This window comes from Streptomyces sp. NBC_00490 (assembly GCF_036013645.1).
Lineage (GTDB): Bacteria > Actinomycetota > Actinomycetes > Streptomycetales > Streptomycetaceae > Streptomyces > Streptomyces canus_F.
This window is the reverse complement of sequence record NZ_CP107869.1, coordinates 6,477,037-6,493,125: the sequence shown is the minus strand read 5'-3', so window position 1 is coordinate 6,493,125 and position 16,089 is coordinate 6,477,037. Positions and strand designations below refer to the sequence as shown.

The window sequence follows — 16,089 nt, the reverse complement described above, 5'->3', positions numbered from 1 at the left end:
CTCAGTCCCCCTTCTCCTCCTCCACGGCACCGGCATGGCCCTTCACCTCGAACGGGAAGCCGATCGCGCCCGGGAAGAGGACGGGGACCTGGAGCTTGACGTCGGCCGTGACATAGCCGCCGCCGGTGCCGCACTCCACGGTGCCGCTCCACGCGTCCGGCAGCTTCTCCAGGCCTGCCGCCTCGCACGCGCCCTGCCGCTCCCCCGGGCTCGCCGCCGTTCCCGCCCGTACCGCCTCGTCCGCAGCATTCCCCGCCAGCGTGAAGGTGTACCCCACCAGCACGAACTGCCACAGCAGCACCAAGGTGATGATGATCAGCGGGGTCATGCCGAGGAACTCGATGGTGACCTGGCCGGAGTCCCGGCGCCCCATGACCCCGAGCCGGCGTATGACCCCGGGCCGCCTCATGGCCCCAGCTCCTTGCGTCGGCGGAAGCCCACCGCGGCCCGGTCGCCCCTGGACCGTCCGCCCTTGTGCGCTCCCTCGGCCGGCTTGACCAGTCCCAGTTCTCCCGCGAGCCCCCACATCGCCTGCTTCACGACGCTCTTGTTGTCGAGCTCGTGGACGCGTCCGGCGTCCACGACCGACTGCAGTTCCTTGAAGTTGGCGGGGATCGCCACGCCCGCGACCGGTGTGCCGGTGATCTTCCGGACCAGGGAGGGCTGGATCTCGGTTCCGCGGGTGTGCCGGTTGACGACCACCGTCGTCTCCTCGGCCTTGCGGATCTGGAGCCGGTCCCACATGCGGACGGTCCGTTTGGCGCCGCGTACCGCGATCACGTCGGGCGTGGTGACGAGCAGGGCCGTGTCCGCCATCTCGACGGCCGCCGCGCCGGCGCCGCCGATCTGGGCGCCGCAGTCGATGACGACGACCTCGTAGCGGGAGCGCAGGGCGCTGACGATCTGGCGGACGGCCCGGTCGGTGACCTCCTCGCCGCGTTCGCCCTCGCCGGGGGCGAGCAGCAGGGCGAGCCCGGTGTCGTGGCGGAAGACGGCGTCGGCCAGCACGCGCGGCGAGATGTCGGTGATGGTGGCGAGGTCGGCCACGGAGCGGCGGAACTGGACGTCCAGGAAGGAGGCGATGTCCCCGGTCTGGAGGTCGAGGTCGACCAGGGCCGTGCTGCGGCCGGACGCCTGGGCGGCGAGGGCGAGCTGGATGGCGGTGAGGCTCGTCCCCACTCCGCCTTTCGCGCCGCTGACCGTGACGACCGTGCCGCCGACCCCGGTGAACACGTCGACGGTGCCGCCCAGATGGCGCCGTACGCCCACCGACCACTGGGCGACCGCCTGGACCCGGACGGCCAGTTCCTCGTAGCTCAGCGGCAGTGCCACCAGCCCCCGTGCCCCGTAGTCCATGGCGGCCTGGAAGAGGCCGGGGCTCGCGTCGGAGGAGACGAGGATGACGCCGACCGCGGGGAAGCGCAGGGCGACCTCGCGGATCAGCTCCAACGCCGGGACCGGGCCGATGCGTTCGTGGACGATCACGACCTCGGGCAGTTCGTCGAAGGACTCGGCGGCCAGCCGCGCGAGGGTGTCGACGAGCTGGGTGGAGTCGACGACCGGGGCCACCGGTTCGGCGTCCGGGAGCTGGCTGAGCAGGGTGGTGATGGAGCGGACCGCGTCCGCGTCGCCTACGGCCGGCAGGATCCTCGTGGGCATACGGCTCTCACTTGTCCTTCGCGAGTTCGTACGTGCGGTCCTGGTCGGGGACGGTGCCGGTCTCCCCCGGTGCGACCAGTGCGAGCCGGACGCGCTTGGCGAAGGACTCGGCGTACGTGATGCGCTGGGCGTCGATGGCGGAGAGCGCGAAGGTGATGGGGACGGCCTCGGTGGCCTCGCGGGTGCGGTCGTCGGCGTCGGGCTGGAGCGGGGTGAGGTCGCCCACGTCGAGGACCTTGGCGTTGGTTACGATGATCTTGGACTGGTCGGGAGCACCCTCCCGCTCACCCTCGAAGGTGGCGTACACGTTGACCGTGGAGTTCGGCGTGATCTTGCCGGCCACACCGGTCGCCGCGTCGATCATGATGGCGACCTCTTGCTGCCCGGGCTGCAGAGCCGGCTGTGCCACGATCATGTCGCTCTGCAGCAGGGAGCCCTTCTTCAGGGCGGTGACCGCGATCTTGCCGTCGATCTCCCGGAGATTGCGGACCGCGTTGTCGGACAGCCACCGCTCGGGCATCTCGATCTTCTCGAACTGGGCCGTGCTCAGCGGTTTGTAGGGCTCCACGTTCGCCTTGAGCCGGTAGGCGGTGACTTCGGGTCCGACCTTGGACTCGGCGTCGTTGATGACGGACAGGACGCCGGCGAAGGCCGCGAGGGCGCAGACGGCCGACAGGATCAGGAGTATGACGCCGCGGCGCTGACGGGAGTTCATGAACCGGACAACCTCATTGGGGGATATCGGTCGACAGGGCTCACCCGGCGGTGAGTTGGTTCTGCTGGTTCTCGGTGAGCGGTGACATGGCGGAACAGAACACACAGCGGTCGCCGATCACATCGATGCCGCACCAGTGGCAGGCGCTCTGGCGGACCGAGGTGACCAGTTGGTAGAGGACCGAGAGGTCGGGCAGGAACGAACAGAACTCGACCACTTTCGGGGTGCCCCACCACGACGCCGACTCGGCGGGGAGCGGGACTTCGCGCAGGCCCTGTACGTTCCAGGACGGGGCGAGGGTGGTGGTGACCCAGTCGGCCGGGAACTGTCCCTTGGCGACCAGGAGGGCGGTGGCGAACTCGGGTCCCTTCAGAGCGGCTTCGGGGCCGATGCGGACCAGTTGCGGTTCGGGGTGGGCGATCACACCGAACTGACTTCCCGGCATCCATGACTTGGCATGCGCCTTGAGGTCGACGGGAACGCGGTCGAGCTTGGTGACGGAGCCGAGGACCGCCCCGGCGTGGATGTAGTGGGTGAGCAGCCGGCCCGCGGAGGCGAGCACGCCGGGGCCGAGGTCGCAGGAGGCGAGCTGTCTCAACTGGCGGGCCAGGACGGCCAGCCCGAGGGGCGGCAGATCGGGGCGGAACAGGGCGATACGGTCGCTCTCCAGGAGGGACCGTACGGTGTGCAGGCGTCGCTCGACCGCCTTCGGCACCGCCTGGGAGCACACGACGATCACATGGCCGTGCTGGTCGATGAGCGCCTGGAGGGCCAGCAGCGTGCGCTCCAGCGGTTCCTTGCCCAGTCCCTTGAGCACGACGGCGGGCACGGTTCGCTCGTCCTGCGGCGGCAGCGCCATGTCGGCACCGGTCACGGCAATGGCAGTTGGCACGCGCAGCTCCCCGTTCCCATGCCCCGCCGGCCCGACCGGCGTTACTCCGGCACACCCAGTCGACTTCACTGCGTGACTACGTCAGCACTCTAGCCACGCCCATGTGACCGGAGAACAGCGTTTCTTCAGCTGATGGCAACTGTTTTTGCGCAAGGCTCCCCAAATCAGGGCGGATTGCATATGCCGATGCCCCTACGGGAGGACCCGGGGGACCCCCGCGGGCCTCGCAGGCCCGCAAAGATGGTCTGGACCTATTGACGGACACGATTGGTCTGGACCAGTCTGCTTGTCATGGCCATACTCAGACGACGCTCTGCTCGCTTCTGGTCGGCAGCGGTTCTCGCAGCCCTCGCCCTCGGTGTGTCCGGCACAGGCCAGGCCTCCGCCGCGGATGTCAACAACGCCAAGAACGCCGGCTTCGAGTCCGGCCTGACGAACTGGACCTGTACGGCCGGGAGCGGGGCCACCGTCTCCTCGCCGGTGCACGGCGGCACGGCCGCGCTGAAGGCGACGCCGGCCGGGCAGGACCACGCGAAGTGCACACAGACGGTGGCGGTGAAGCCCGGATCGACGTACACGCTCAGCGCGTGGGTGCAGGGCGGGTACTCCTACCTCGGTGTGACCGGCACCGGTACGACGGACGTGTCGACATGGACGCCCGACTCCACCTCCTGGAAGCAGCTGTCGACAACCTTCACCACCGGCGCCTCGACGACCTCGGTGACGGTCTACACCCACGGCTGGTACGGGCAGTCGGCGTACTTCGCGGACGACGTCTCGGTGTACGGCCCCGACGGCGGCGGTGGCACCGACCCGGCCCCGACCATTCCGGGCGCGCCGAGCGGCCTCGGGGTCTCCGGTACGTCCTCGTCGTCGGTGTCCCTGGCCTGGAGCGCGGTGTCCGGGGCCACGGGGTACAACGTCTACCGCGGCGGTACGAAGGTGACGGCGGTGACCGGCACGTCGGCGACGGTGACCGGGCTCGCGGCGTCGACGTCGTACTCCTTCCAGGTCACCGCGACCAACTCGGCGGGCGAGTCTGGGAAGTCGGCGGCGGTGACGGGGACGACGACGGCCACGCCGACCGGACCGGCGCTGCCCAGGCACGCCGTCACCGGCTACTGGCAGAACTTCAACAACGGGGCCAAGGTCCAGAAGATCTCCGACGTCCAGTCCTCGTACGACATCATCGCGGTGGCCTTCGCGGACGCCACGACCACTCCGGGCGCGGTGACGTTCAACCTCGACTCGGCGGGGCTGGGCGGTTACACCGTCGACCAGTTCAAGGCGGACATCGCGGCGAAGAAGGCGGCCGGGAAGAAGGTCATCGTCTCGGTCGGCGGTGAGCGGGGGACGGTCGCGGTCAACGACGCCACCTCGGCGGCGAACTTCGCGAACTCGGTGTACTCGCTGATGCAGACGTACGGCTTCGACGGCGTGGACATCGACCTCGAGAACGGCCTCAACGCGACGTACATGACCCAGGCGCTGCGGTCGCTCGCGTCGAAGGCGGGCTCGTCCCTCGTCATCACGATGGCCCCGCAGACCATCGACATGCAGTCGACGTCCAACGCCTACTTCCAGACGGCCCTGAACATCAAGGACATCCTCACCGTCGTCAACATGCAGTACTACAACAGCGGTTCGATGCTCGGCTGCGACGGCAAGGTGTACTCGCAGGGTTCGGTGGACTTCCTGACGGCCCTGGCCTGCATCCAGCTGGAGGGCGGCCTCTCCCCGTCCCAGGTGGGCCTGGGCCTGCCGGCCTCGACGAGCGGCGCGGGCAGCGGGTACGTCTCACCGTCCGTGGTGAACAACGCCCTGGACTGCCTGACGAAGGGCACGTCCTGCGGCTCCTTCAAGCCGTCCAGGACCTATCCCGACCTGCGTGGCGCGATGACCTGGTCGACCAACTGGGACGCGTCGGCGGGCAACGCGTGGTCGAACGCGGTGGGCCCGCACGTGCACGCGCTGCCGTAGCGACGGAAGCAGAGCGTGGGGGTGATCGCGGTCGCCCCCACGCTCAGCTGACCCAGGCTCGCTTGGGACCACAGCTCACCCCATCGGCCTGTAGTACCCCAACACCGCCGCCAGCCCCGCGAACCACTCCCCCAGCCGGTCCCTCGACTTCGCGTCCACCACGCACTCGTAGAACTGGCCGTCGAGATGGACCACGGCCAGCATCAGCGACTTTCCGTTCGGGCTCGCCTTGTAGTGGACGCTGCGGATCTCCGGCCAGTCGAAGTCGGCCTCGACGCCGTTGAGTTCCAGGGTGACTCCGGAGGCGTCGACGGACACCGAGCTGCGGCGGTCGACGGCGAGGAACTCGGGGCCGACGGGTGTCGGTCGGGGCATCGGCGGGGGCGGGCCGAAGCCTTGGGGCGGGTAGGGCGGGTGGGTCATGGTGAGCCCCCGGGGCGGTGTGCGTGCGTGGGTGTGTACGTACGGCAACCTACTCGTCGTACCCGGTCTCAAGATTCCCCGCATCTCATGTGAAACATTTCCGGGGTGCCACCGCATCAGTGAAGTGAGAGCGCGCAGTCGGCGCATCCACGAGCAGGGGGAACACATGAGACAGGTCCTTGCGGACCAGTACGCGGAGTTCGCGGCGGCACGCGCGGGGCATCTGTACCGCTCCGCGTGCCTGCTCACCGCCGGGGACACGTATCTCGCCGAGGACCTGGTGCAGGAGACCCTGGGCCGGCTGTACATCAGCTGGCACCGGGTGGCCCGGGTCGGCAACCCCGCCGGGTACGCGCAGACCGTCCTCACCCGGGCGTTCCTCGCCCACCAGCGGCGCCGCAGCAGCAAGGAGCGCGCCACCGCCGAGTTCCCGGAGCAGGTCTACGCCGACCACGGCGACGTCCCGCTGCGCCTCACGCTGCTCCAGGCCCTGGCCCGGCTGCCCGCGAAGGACCGGGCGGTGGTCGTACTGCGCTACTGGGAGGACCGTTCGATCGAGGAGACCGCCGACGCCATGAACGCCAGTTCCTCCGCGGTCCGCACCCGCTGTACCCGCGCCCTCGGCCGGCTGCGGGAGCTGCTGGGCGAGGACCTCGGAGAGTACGCCCGCTTCTGACGGCCCCACCCGTCCCTGTGCCTCGCCTCATCCACACCTCTGACTTCTCATCCTTCACACCTCGGGGAAACGGTGGTTAGCCATGCCCGCTCAACAGCAAAGTGATCCCTTCGAGGACCGTGTCGTCGCCGAACTGCGTGAGGCCGGCGGCCAGTTCGACGCCGACGCGCACGCGCTCACCACCGCGGGCCTCGCCCGTGGCCGCCGGCTGCGGTTGCGGCGCCGGGCCGCCGTCGTGGGCGGCGCGGCCTCCCTCGCGCTCGTCGGGGTGGGCGGGGCGCTGCTCCTGCCCGGCGGCGGTTCGGACCCTGACCCGTCCTCGGTGGCCTCGAAGCCGAGCGCCACGGCGACCGTGCCGCCCGTCTCCGGCCGGCAGCTGATCAGCACGCTCAAGGAGCAGCTCGGGTACGGCAAGTTCAGCCAGGAGACCGGTCGCGGTACCGAGGACGCGCCGTACGCGTGGCTCGTGTGGGACGACGGGGACGGGGGTTCCGTCGTCTCCGTGAGCATGGACCGGGTCGAGCCCGGCACCGAGCAGACCCGGCAGTGGACCGAGTGCCCGGACAAGACGTTCACGCCGTACGACAGTTGCCGCACGAGCCGGCTGGACAACGGCTCCGTGCTGCGGATCCTCCAGGGGTACGAGTATCCCGACAAGCGGGAGCCCACCAAGCACTGGACCGCCGACCTGATCACGCCGAAGGGCCAGCACGTCGCGGTGTACGAGTGGAACGCCGAGGCCGAGAAGGGTTCACCGGTCACCCGCGAGAACCCGCCGCTGGACGCCGCCGAGTTGAAGAAGCTGGTGACCGCGCCGGCGTGGCTGACGGCGGTCGACGCCATCCCCAAGAAGGACAAGCCCCCGCTGGCGAAGCCGGAGGAGACGTCCCCCGGCAGCGGCGACATCCGCAAGGATCTCGCCTATCTCATGCCCGACGACGTCGAGGTGGTCTCGAGGGGCGGTGACGCGTCCGGGTGGGGCTATGTCGTCGTCGACGACGGCAAGGGCAAGAGCCTCGTCGAGATCAACGTCCAGCCGAACATGGAGGACCTGCTCGGCGAGAGCATCTTCGAGGGCGCCGAGTCCCTCTCCGACGGCACGATGCTCGTCACCCGCGAGGACGCCGGCGACAAGGACGTCCCGGGCACCGTCAGGTGGACCGTCGACACGGTGCGGATCAACGGTACGCGCGTCGTGATCAGCGCCCTCAACGCGGGCGGGCCGCACGACGAGCCGAGCCGTGACAAGCCCGCCCTGACGATGGAGCAGCTCAAGAAGATCGCGCTCAGCTCGAAGTGGGGTCTGAGCCGGGAGGAGTTGCTGACCGGTCAGAAGAACTCCGACCAGGGCTGATCCCAGATCTGCTTCACGCACAGCACCAGGAACAGCAGCCCGGCGATCACCAGCATCCCGTTGCTGATCAGGCCGTTGCGCCATTCGGCCGGGGTGCGCGAGGAGTTGAGCAGCCAGATCAGCGTGCCGGCCAGGAAGGGAAGGAAGGCCGCGCCCAGGACGCCGTAGAGGATGATCAGGCGGAAGGGCTGGCCCTGGAAGAGCAGGACGATGGGCGGGAAGGTCAGCCACAGCAGGTACGCGCGGAAGGGCCAGGAGCGTTCGCGCGCACCGGAGGCGACCTCCTCGCCCGTCCCCTTGCCCTCGCCCTTGTCGCGGAAGCGGGCGACGAAGTCGGCGAACATCAGGCTCACGCCGTGCCAGACGCCGATCAGGGAGGTGTACGAGGTGGCGAAGAAGCCGATGAGGAAGAACTTGGCGGTCGCCGAGCCGTACTTGTCCTCCAGGATGTCGCTGAGCTGGATGAGCCCCTTGTCGCCACTGGCGATGGCGATGTTCGCCGAGTGCAGCATCTCGGCGCCGACGAACAGCATGGAGATGACGAAGATGCCGGTGGTGGCGTAGGCGACGCGGTTGTCGAGCCGCATGACCTTCATCCAGCCGGTGTTGGTCCAGCCCTTGGCGTTGACCCAGTAGCCGTAGGCGGCGAGGGTGATGGTGCCGCCGACGCCGCCGATGAGGCCGAGGGTGTTGAGGATCGAGTCCTTCTCGTCGGGGAGGACCGGCAGCAGGCCCGCGAAGGCGTCCCCCAGGTTCGGGGTGACGCGGATGGCCAGGTAGACCGTGACCACGAACATGACGCCCACCAGGACCGTCATGACCTTCTCGAAGACCTCGTACTTGTTGAACCAGACGAAGACGAGGCCGGTCAGACCGCAGGCGACGGCCCACCACTTGAGGTCCATCACGTCCGGGAACAGCGCCTGGAGCGGCAGCGCGCTGGACGACATCGCGGCGGCGCCGTAGACGAAGCCCCAGATCACCACGTAGGCGACGAAGAACCACGAGGTCCAGCGGCCCAGGCTCGCCCAGCCGTCGAAGAGGGTGCGGCCGGTGGACAGATGCCAGCGGCCGGCGGCTTCGGCGAGGGAGATCTTGACGAGGCAGCCGATGACGGCGGCCCACAGGAGCGTGTAGCCGAAGTTGCTGCCCGCGATGAGGGTCGCGACCAGGTCGCCGGCACCGACGCCGGTGGCCGCGACGACGATGCCGGGGCCGATGTACTTCCAACTGGACTTACGAGGTCGGGAGTCGTCGGATGATGCCTGGGTGTCCGTGGGGTTGCCCGTGGTGTCCGCCATGCAGGTCAAGAAAGCCCAAAGCGGCCTGCCCGGCAAGAGGGCCTGCGTGGATCTTCACCCGATGCCCGTACTCGACGTCAGAACGACTCCGGCCGACCACAGTCGTCGGACCCGCACGTGCCGAGCTCGAACCATACGGTCTTGCCCGGCCCGTCCTGATGGCAGCCCCAGCGCCGGGCGAGCGCGTCCACCAGGAACATCCCCCGGCCGCTCTCCGCGGTGCCCGCCCGGAGCACCTGGGGAGTGCGGCGGCCGACGTCGGCGACCTCGCAGCGCAGCACGCCGTGCGAGGCGAACAGGGTGAGGCGGAAGCTGCTCGCGGAGTGGAGGAGGGCGTTGGTGGCGAGTTCGCTGACAAGCAGCTCGGCGTTGTCCACCAGGTCCTCCTGGTCCGCGAGCCCCCACCTCTCCAGCTGTCGGCGGACCGTGGCGCGGGCCTCGCGGACGGCGGCGGGACGGGGGGTGTACTTGACGCTCAGATGGCCTGCCCCCAAGGGGGGTTGGGGGTAAGCGGCGTACCGAGGATCGCGGTCCGGGGCGCGGCCCCCGGAGAGTTGCAGCATGGGAGCAGGATGTCCGCCGCGGCCGTGACGCACACGGGGAGGAATACCCGATTCACTGCCTACGGACATCAGTTCGGGATCGGGCCACGGCCGCCGGGTTCCGGCCACCGCGCCTTTATTGACTCTTGACCTGCTCATGCCATAGGCGCACGATGAGCGCCGCACCCGCACCTGTGAGTCACCTGTATCCCCACTTGCTCCAGGCCCGGAGACCCCGGACCCCCTGGAGAAACTAGGAGACTTCATGCGACTTCGCATACGAGGCTCAGGCGCCCGCGGCACAAGACGTACCGCCGTGTTCGCCGCCCTCCTCGCCCTAGCGCTCGCGGCACCCCTCTCCCCGGGCGCCAGTGCCGACAGCACCGCCAAGGCGGCTCCCTCGGCGGACACCATCCGCCAGTACGAGGTCCACACGCACGCCACGGTCAAGGAACGCACGGCCCTCCAGCAGGCCGGCGTGGCCATCGACGAGGTGGACGACCACGGTGTCGTGATCTCCGGCCGCGCCGACCAGATCAGGACACTGCGGGCTCAGGGCTACGACATCACGGCGCTCGGCGCGGTCCCCGACCGGTCCTCCGCCGCGGACGACGGGGTCGGAATCCTCGACTTCCCCTCGGCCGACTCGAGGTACCACAACTACGCGGAGATGACGAGCGAGATCAACTCGGTCGTCTCCGCCCACTCGTCCATCGCGAGCACCCGCGTGATCGGCACCTCGTACCAGGGCCGGAACATCGTCGCCATCAAGATCAGCGACAACGTGGCGACCGACGAGTCCGAGCCCGAGGTGCTGTTCACCCACCACCAGCACGCCCGTGAGCACCTCACCGTCGAGATGGCGCTCTACCTGCTCAACGAGCTGACCTCGGACTACGGCACCGACTCCCGCGTGACCAACATGGTCAACAACCGCGAGATCTGGATCGTCCCGGACCTCAACCCCGACGGCGGCGAGTACGACGTCGCGACCGGCTCCTACCGCTCCTGGCGCAAGAACCGCCAGCCCAACTCCGGTTCCTCGTACGTCGGCACCGACCTCAACCGCAACTGGGGCTACCGGTGGGGCTGCTGCGGCGGCTCGTCCGGGTCGACCTCCTCGGAGACCTATCGCGGTACGGCGGCCGAGTCGGCGCCCGAGGTCAAGGTCGTCGCCAACTTCGTCCGCAGCCGGGTCGTCGGCGGCGTGCAGCAGATCAAGACCGGCATCGACTTCCACACGTACAGCGAACTGGTCCTGTGGCCCTACGGGTACACGACGGCGAACACCGCCACCGGCATGACGACCGACGACCGCAACGCCTTCGCGACGGTCGGCGGGAAGATGGCCGCGAGCAACGGCTACACGCCCGAGCAGTCCAGCGACCTGTACATCACCGACGGGTCGATCGACGACTGGCTGTGGGGCAACCAGAAGATCTTCGCCTACACCTTCGAGATGTACCCGTCGTCGAGCTCCGGAGGCGGCTTCTACCCGCCCGACGAGGTGATCGCGGCGGAGACCGCGCGCAACCGGGACGCCGTGCTCCAGCTGCTGGAGAACTCCGACTGTATGTACCGGTCCATCGGCAAGGAGACGCAGTACTGCAGTTAGAGGCGGACAGGTCGGCGGGGAGCTGCGGACCGGTGACGGCCGGTCGCGCAGTTCCCCGCGCCCCTGGGTGGGACTAGTCGTCCTCGGTCTTGTCGGCGACGTCGTCGGCGGTGGTGGTGGCGTCGTCTTCGAAGTAGGCGTCGAGGACGGCGTCCAACTGCTCGTCCCACTCCTGGAAACGCGCCCGCGACGTGGCCTCGATCTCGATCGGGTACCAGCGCCGGTCCGGGGTGTGCACGGTGATCGTGTACCGCTTGCCGAAGCGCGGCGTCTCGGTCTCGACCGCGCCGATCTCGTCCCAGCGGAACTCGCACCGCTCCTCGTCGAGGCTCAGGCGTACGCCCTTCGCGTCGGCGACGATCTTCGCGCGGCGGTCGGACGCCTCGAAGACAGGGCCGTCCGCCGCGTCCGCCTCCGGCTCGTCGGGAGTGGGTTCCTCCTCGGTGTCGGCGGCCTCCTTCTTCGTGAGGGACACCTCCTCCGCGAGGGGCTCCTCGGCGTCCTCCGGCTCGACGTCCTCGGGCTCGCCGGACACGGGTGAGGTCAGCCCGGGGATGAAGGCCGGATCGAACCCGGCACCTTCCAGGGGCTTGCTGCTCGAACCTATGCGCTGCTCCACAGCGGGAAGTATGGCGGACGAAGCTGTGCCGTGGGGCGCCGGGGGCCGAGGTCGCCTGCCGGGTATGACGAATCGGCGGATCTGTCCCCCCGCCGACGCACCGGCCACGTACGCGTTCACCGCCGGTGTGGGGACAGATCCGTCAATCACCGCCGCCCGCCTACACGAACAGGCTCAGCACCGCCGCCATCACGAAGCCGACCACCGACAGGACCGTCTCCAGGACCGTCCAGGTCCTCAGCGTGTCCCGCTCGCTGATGCCGAAGTACTTGGCCACCATCCAAAAGCCGCCGTCGTTCACGTGCGAGGCGAAGATCGAGCCTGCCGAGATCGCCATGATGACCAGGGCCACGAAGGCCTGGGAGTGGTCGCCCTCCGAGAGCAGGGGCGCCACGATGCCCGCCGTCGTCACGATCGCCACCGTCGCCGAGCCCTGGGCCACCCGCAGGACCACCGAGATCAGGTACGACAGGACGATCACCGGAAGGCCGACGTCGTTGAAGGTGTCCGAGAGCGCCTGGGCCACACCGCTCGCCTTGAGGATCGCGCCGAAGACCCCGCCCGCGCCCACGACGAGCAGGATGTTGCCGACCGGCTTGAGCGAGGCCGTCGAGACGGTCTCCAGGGACTTGCGGGACCAGCCCCGCCTCAGACCCAGGAGGTAGTAGGCGAGGAGCAGCGCGATCGTCAGGGCGACGAAGGGGCTGCCGAAGAACTCGATCACCGAGCGGCCCGTGGACGGGTCCAGGGCGATCGAGGAGAAGGTGGCGGCGAGGATCAGGACCAGCGGGGTGCCGATGATGCCGAGGACCGTGCCCAGCGGGACCGGGTCCTCGCGGGGCTCCACGCCCTGCTCGCGCTGCTCGTTGACGACCGCGAGCCTGGCCTCCGCGGCCGCTTCCACCATGTCCTGCGGTACGGCCACGAAGACGCGCCGGCCGATCCACGCGGAGTACACCCAGGCGGCCAGTACCGCCGGGATGCCGCAGACCACGCCCATCAGGATGACCCAGCCGAGGTCCACGTGGAGCAGTCCGGCCGCGGCCACCGGGCCGGGGTGCGGGGGCAGGAAGGCGTGGGTCATCGACAGACCGGCGAGGAGGGGGAGGCAGTAGAGCAGGATCGACCTGCCGCTGCGCTTCGCCGCCGCGTACACGATCGGGGCGAGGACGAAGATGCCCACGTCGAAGAAGACCGGGATGCCGAAGATGAGGCCGGTGAGGCCCATGGCGAGGGGTGCCCGCTTCTCACCGAAGAGGTTGAGGAGGCGGGACGCCAACACCTCTGCGCCGCCGCTGACTTCGAGGATCGCGCCGAGCATCGTGCCCAGGCCGATGATGATCGCGACATGGCCGAGGATGCCGCCCATGCCGGACTCGATGGTGGAGACGGCGTCGGAGCGCTGGACCGTGCCGAAGAGTTCGGTGACCGAGAGGCCCGCGAGGAGGCCGACGGCTATGGAGACGGCGAGGAGGGCGACGAACGGCTGGATTCTGACCTTGATGATCAGGAAGAGGAGGAGGGCGATACCGATGGCGGCGACGGTCAGGAGACCGGCGGTGCCGTCGATGAGGAGGAGCAGTCCACCGGTGTGCGGGGGAGCTTCGGTGGCTGCGGCGAGCGGTTGGGACATGGGGGTCCTCTGCTTAAGTACATAAAGCTTTCGGGCAGGGGGTATCGCGGCATGGCCACCCGTGGGGGCCATGCCGTCTGCTTACGGCGTGCGGGAGTTGAGGGGGTGCGGGCTCAGCCGAGTACGGCGAGCGCGTCGATCTCGATGAGGAGTCCGGCGGGGAGGCCGACGTAGACCGTCGTGCGGGCGGCCGGGGGCGCGGTGAGGCCCTGCTCCTCGAAGTAGGTGTTGTAGATGCCGTTCATCTCGGCGAAGTGGTCGACGTCCGTGAGGTAGACGCGGATCATCATCACGTCGTCCCAGCTCGCGCCGCCCTCCTCCAGGATCGCCTTGACGTTGGCGAGGGTCTGCAGGGTCTGCTCGCGCAGGGTGGGGCCGGCGGGCGTCGGTGCCTTGCCCTCCTCGGCGGGGAGGAAGCCGACCTGGCCGGCGACCTGGAGGATGTTGCCCTTGCGCACGCCGTGCGAGAACTTCGCGGGCGGGGTGGTGTGGGTGCTGGGGGTGAGCGCGACCTTCTCGGTCTTCTCGGTCATGAGGTGGCTTCCTTGACGGGGGTTCTGCCGGAGTACTCGCCGCTGACGGTGTCCGCGGTACGGCGGACCAGCGGGAGCAGGGTGAGGAGTTCGTCGGCGGTGACGACGACGTTCGGGGCGGAGACCGACATCGCGGCCACGACCCTGCCGTCGGCGCCGCGGATCGGTGCGGCGACGCAGTTGATGGACTCCTCGTGGCCACCGAGGTCGGTGGCCCAGCCCTGTTCGCGCACGCGCTCCAACTCCTTTAGGAAAGCGGGTGCGTTGGGGGTCGAACGGGACGTGTACATGGGGTACTCGAGCTTGTCCGCGAGGGTGCGGCGCTCGGTCTCGTGGAGGTCGGCGAGGAGCAGCTTGGCCACGGCCGCGACGGTGATGGCGACGGGTTTGCCGATCCGGGAGTACATCCGGACCGGGTAGCGGCTCTCGACCTTGTCGATGTAGAGGACCTCGGGCTCCTCGTACACGGCGAGGTGGACGGTGTGGCCGCACTGCTCGTTGAGGCGTACGAGGTGAGGGTGGGCGATCTCGCGGATGTCCAGGTTCTCCATCGCCTCCTGGGCCAGCGCGATGAGGCGGGCGCCGAGGCGGTAGCGCTGGTCGGACTGGCGGTAGACCATGCCGTGTTCGTGGAGCGTGCGCAGGAGCCGCAGTGCCGTGGACTTGTGGACGCCGAGGCGGTCGGCGACCTGCCCCAGGTCTGCGGGACCCTCTGCGAGCAGCGGCAGGATGCTGAGCGCGCGGTCGACGGTCTGGCTCATGGAATGCGTACCTCCTCCGGGGCCTGCACGGCTTGCGTCCAGCCGGGGCCGAGTCGAAGTGTCCCCCAGGTCCCGTCGTCCACGGCCGCCAGCCGGTCGACGGTGTCGCGGGCGGGGGGCACGGCGAGGTCACCGGGGGTGGTGAGCGTGGCGGCAGCATGGAGATGCGCGGCCCGAAGACATGCCTTCACGGAGAGACCTCGCAACATCCCGGAAAGAAACCCGGCAGCAAAGGCGTCCCCAGCACCGGTGGTGGCCACGACATCGACGTCGAGGGCAGGAACAAAGGTGGCCGAGGAAGCCTCACCTTGAGACACCGGGTCGCCCCCCGACCCCAGGGGCGCGGGGAACTGCGCGACCAGCCTCCACTCACCCGCAGCGTCACGACTGCCCGCAGCCGGCGCAGGCAAGGATGCCTCGCCTTGTGACTCCGGGTCGGTATCCGACCTCAGGGGCGCGGGGAACTGCGCGACCAGCCCCCGCCGGCCCGCAGCGTCACGACTGCCCGCAGGCTCCGCAGGCGAGGAAGCCTCACCTTGAGACACCGGGTCGCCACCCGACCCCAGGGGCGCGGGGAACTGCGCGACCAGCCCCCGCCGGCCCGCAGCCGAGACGAATGCCGTAGCCCCCTCGGCCCCTTGCTTCACCACCAGCACGCCCGGCTCGGGCAGGAGCTCCCGGACCGCCGAGGGACCGCCCGTCACCCCCCACGCCTCGTCCTCCCCCACGAACACCACATCCGCCCGGCGTGCCAGTTCCCGCACCACCTCCGCCCCCTCGGCGTCCCGCCACAGATCGGGCCGGTGGTTCACGTCGAAGGAGATCAGGGGGCGCCCCGCGCCGGGAGCCGTCAGCTCGTGCAGCAACCCCCGGCAGCCCTCGGACAACGCCGCGGTGATCCCCGTCAGATGCAGCACCCGCCCCGCCCGTACCGCCTCCAGGTCCACGTTCTCCGCGGACATCGCCGACGCCGCCGACCCCGCCCGGTAGTAGGCGACCTCGTGCGCGTCCGTACCCCGCTCCCCCGCCGTACGGAAGTACACGCCCGTCGGTCGCACCGGATCACGGCGTACAGCGGACACGTCCACGCCGTACGAACCGACCGTCGCCACCAGATGGTCGCCGAAGCCGTCCGCGCCCACCCGGCTCACCCACCGCACGGAGTGCCCCGCGGCGGCCAGCCCGCAGGCCAGGTTCGACTCCGCCCCGCCGATCCCCCGCTCGAACGACGGCACATCGGCGAGACGGCCGGGCCGGCTGGGCAGGAACGTGACCATGGACTCGCCGAGCGCGACGACATCCACGATGCCGGGGGCGTTGGTCACGATGGTCGTAGCTCCTCGGGTCTCGGTCATGAGGGTCCATTGACCCTGCGTTGGCCGAGAT

At 69.5% G+C, this 16,089-nt stretch carries 16 protein-coding genes; 4 read left to right on the top strand and 12 right to left on the bottom strand.

The features are described from left to right. Position 1: 1 nt before the first annotated feature. Genes OG381_RS29710 through OG381_RS29695 form a run of 4 tightly spaced genes read right to left on the bottom strand, consistent with a single transcriptional unit; the run spans position 2 to position 3,266 of the window. The gene (locus OG381_RS29710; RefSeq protein WP_327719134.1) at positions 2-409 is read right to left on the bottom strand and encodes a TadE/TadG family type IV pilus assembly protein; all 408 of its coding nucleotides are present in this window, start codon (positions 407-409) and stop codon (positions 2-4) included. After that, on the bottom strand, positions 406-1,659 hold the full coding sequence (locus tag OG381_RS29705; RefSeq protein WP_327719133.1) for an AAA family ATPase: 1,254 nt from the start codon (positions 1,657-1,659) through the stop codon (positions 406-408). The genes OG381_RS29710 and OG381_RS29705 overlap by 4 nt, the downstream gene beginning before the upstream one ends. Before the next feature lie 7 nt (positions 1,660-1,666). Next, complete coding sequence (cpaB, locus tag OG381_RS29700) at positions 1,667-2,374, bottom strand: Flp pilus assembly protein CpaB (protein ID WP_327719132.1); 708 nt, start codon at positions 2,372-2,374, stop codon at positions 1,667-1,669. A gap of 40 nt (positions 2,375-2,414) precedes the next feature. Continuing rightward, on the bottom strand, positions 2,415-3,266 hold the full coding sequence (locus OG381_RS29695) for a hypothetical protein (protein WP_327719131.1): 852 nt from the start codon (positions 3,264-3,266) through the stop codon (positions 2,415-2,417). Between the two features lie 291 nt (positions 3,267-3,557). Between OG381_RS29695 and OG381_RS29690 the strand changes: the two genes are divergently transcribed. Continuing rightward, on the top strand, positions 3,558-5,246 hold the full coding sequence (locus OG381_RS29690; RefSeq protein ID WP_327719130.1) for a chitinase: 1,689 nt from the start codon (positions 3,558-3,560) through the stop codon (positions 5,244-5,246). Between the two features lie 75 nt (positions 5,247-5,321). Here OG381_RS29690 and OG381_RS29685 read toward each other — a convergent pair whose 3' ends face one another. Beyond that, complete coding sequence (locus OG381_RS29685; RefSeq protein WP_327719129.1) at positions 5,322-5,669, bottom strand: hypothetical protein; 348 nt, start codon at positions 5,667-5,669, stop codon at positions 5,322-5,324. Between the two features lie 166 nt (positions 5,670-5,835). On the opposite strand from OG381_RS29685, the gene OG381_RS29680 reads away from it, so the two are divergent. Continuing rightward, positions 5,836-6,345, top strand: coding sequence for a SigE family RNA polymerase sigma factor (locus tag OG381_RS29680; RefSeq protein ID WP_266888627.1), 510 nt, complete (start codon positions 5,836-5,838; stop codon positions 6,343-6,345). Between the two features lie 82 nt (positions 6,346-6,427). Then, positions 6,428-7,699, top strand: a complete 1,272-nt coding sequence (locus OG381_RS29675) for a hypothetical protein (RefSeq protein WP_327719128.1) — start codon at positions 6,428-6,430, stop codon at positions 7,697-7,699. Here OG381_RS29675 and OG381_RS29670 read toward each other — a convergent pair. Continuing rightward, positions 7,675-9,000 carry an Nramp family divalent metal transporter gene (locus tag OG381_RS29670; protein ID WP_327719127.1) on the bottom strand — a complete coding sequence of 442 codons (1,326 nt, stop codon included), beginning with the start codon at positions 8,998-9,000 and terminating at the stop codon, positions 7,675-7,677. The genes OG381_RS29675 and OG381_RS29670 overlap by 25 nt on opposite strands. A gap of 77 nt (positions 9,001-9,077) precedes the next feature. After that, positions 9,078-9,563: an ATP-binding protein gene (locus tag OG381_RS29665; RefSeq protein ID WP_327719126.1), complete on the bottom strand. Its 486-nt coding sequence runs from the start codon at positions 9,561-9,563 to the stop codon at positions 9,078-9,080. Between the two features lie 244 nt (positions 9,564-9,807). On the opposite strand from OG381_RS29665, the gene OG381_RS29660 reads away from it, so the two are divergent. Next, the gene (locus OG381_RS29660; RefSeq protein ID WP_327719125.1) at positions 9,808-11,157 is read left to right on the top strand and encodes a M14 family metallopeptidase; all 1,350 of its coding nucleotides are present in this window, start codon (positions 9,808-9,810) and stop codon (positions 11,155-11,157) included. Between the two features lie 73 nt (positions 11,158-11,230). Here OG381_RS29660 and OG381_RS29655 read toward each other — a convergent pair whose 3' ends face one another. From OG381_RS29655 to OG381_RS29635, 5 genes are all read right to left on the bottom strand, one after another. Further along, on the bottom strand, positions 11,231-11,776 hold the full coding sequence (locus OG381_RS29655) for a hypothetical protein (protein ID WP_327719124.1): 546 nt from the start codon (positions 11,774-11,776) through the stop codon (positions 11,231-11,233). 160 nt (positions 11,777-11,936) lie between these two features. Beyond that, a complete protein-coding gene (locus OG381_RS29650) occupies positions 11,937-13,409 on the bottom strand; it encodes a GntP family permease (RefSeq protein ID WP_327719123.1) in 1,473 nt (490 codons plus the stop codon). 113 nt (positions 13,410-13,522) lie between these two features. Further along, complete coding sequence (locus OG381_RS29645; protein ID WP_327719122.1) at positions 13,523-13,942, bottom strand: RidA family protein; 420 nt, start codon at positions 13,940-13,942, stop codon at positions 13,523-13,525. Beyond that, positions 13,939-14,703: an IclR family transcriptional regulator gene (locus OG381_RS29640; protein ID WP_327719121.1), complete on the bottom strand. Its 765-nt coding sequence runs from the start codon at positions 14,701-14,703 to the stop codon at positions 13,939-13,941. Before OG381_RS29640 ends, OG381_RS29645 begins: the two co-directional genes overlap by 4 nt. Continuing rightward, a complete protein-coding gene (locus OG381_RS29635) occupies positions 14,700-16,058 on the bottom strand; it encodes a PfkB family carbohydrate kinase (protein WP_327719120.1) in 1,359 nt (452 codons plus the stop codon). Before OG381_RS29635 ends, OG381_RS29640 begins: the two co-directional genes overlap by 4 nt. Positions 16,059-16,089 lie beyond the last annotated feature (31 nt).

Bases quoted from the DNA above. Each gene is read 5' to 3' on its own strand.
- OG381_RS29710 (WP_327719134.1), bottom strand. From the start codon at position 409: ATGAGGCGGCCCGGGGTCATACGCCGGCTCGGGGTCATGGGGCGCCGG.
- OG381_RS29665 (WP_327719126.1), bottom strand. From the start codon at position 9,563: ATGCTGCAACTCTCCGGGGGCCGCGCCCCGGACCGCGATCCTCGGTAC.
- OG381_RS29680 (WP_266888627.1), top strand. From the start codon at position 5,836: ATGAGACAGGTCCTTGCGGACCAGTACGCGGAGTTCGCGGCGGCACGC.
- OG381_RS29660 (WP_327719125.1), top strand. From the start codon at position 9,808: ATGCGACTTCGCATACGAGGCTCAGGCGCCCGCGGCACAAGACGTACC.
- OG381_RS29635 (WP_327719120.1), bottom strand. From the start codon at position 16,058: ATGACCGAGACCCGAGGAGCTACGACCATCGTGACCAACGCCCCCGGC.
- OG381_RS29650 (WP_327719123.1), bottom strand. From the start codon at position 13,409: ATGTCCCAACCGCTCGCCGCAGCCACCGAAGCTCCCCCGCACACCGGT.
- OG381_RS29640 (WP_327719121.1), bottom strand. From the start codon at position 14,703: ATGAGCCAGACCGTCGACCGCGCGCTCAGCATCCTGCCGCTGCTCGCA.
- OG381_RS29705 (WP_327719133.1), bottom strand. From the start codon at position 1,659: ATGCCCACGAGGATCCTGCCGGCCGTAGGCGACGCGGACGCGGTCCGC.
- OG381_RS29685 (WP_327719129.1), bottom strand. From the start codon at position 5,669: ATGACCCACCCGCCCTACCCGCCCCAAGGCTTCGGCCCGCCCCCGCCG.
- cpaB (WP_327719132.1), bottom strand. From the start codon at position 2,374: ATGAACTCCCGTCAGCGCCGCGGCGTCATACTCCTGATCCTGTCGGCC.
- OG381_RS29670 (WP_327719127.1), bottom strand. From the start codon at position 9,000: ATGGCGGACACCACGGGCAACCCCACGGACACCCAGGCATCATCCGAC.
- OG381_RS29690 (WP_327719130.1), top strand. From the start codon at position 3,558: ATGGCCATACTCAGACGACGCTCTGCTCGCTTCTGGTCGGCAGCGGTT.
- OG381_RS29675 (WP_327719128.1), top strand. From the start codon at position 6,428: ATGCCCGCTCAACAGCAAAGTGATCCCTTCGAGGACCGTGTCGTCGCC.
- OG381_RS29645 (WP_327719122.1), bottom strand. From the start codon at position 13,942: ATGACCGAGAAGACCGAGAAGGTCGCGCTCACCCCCAGCACCCACACC.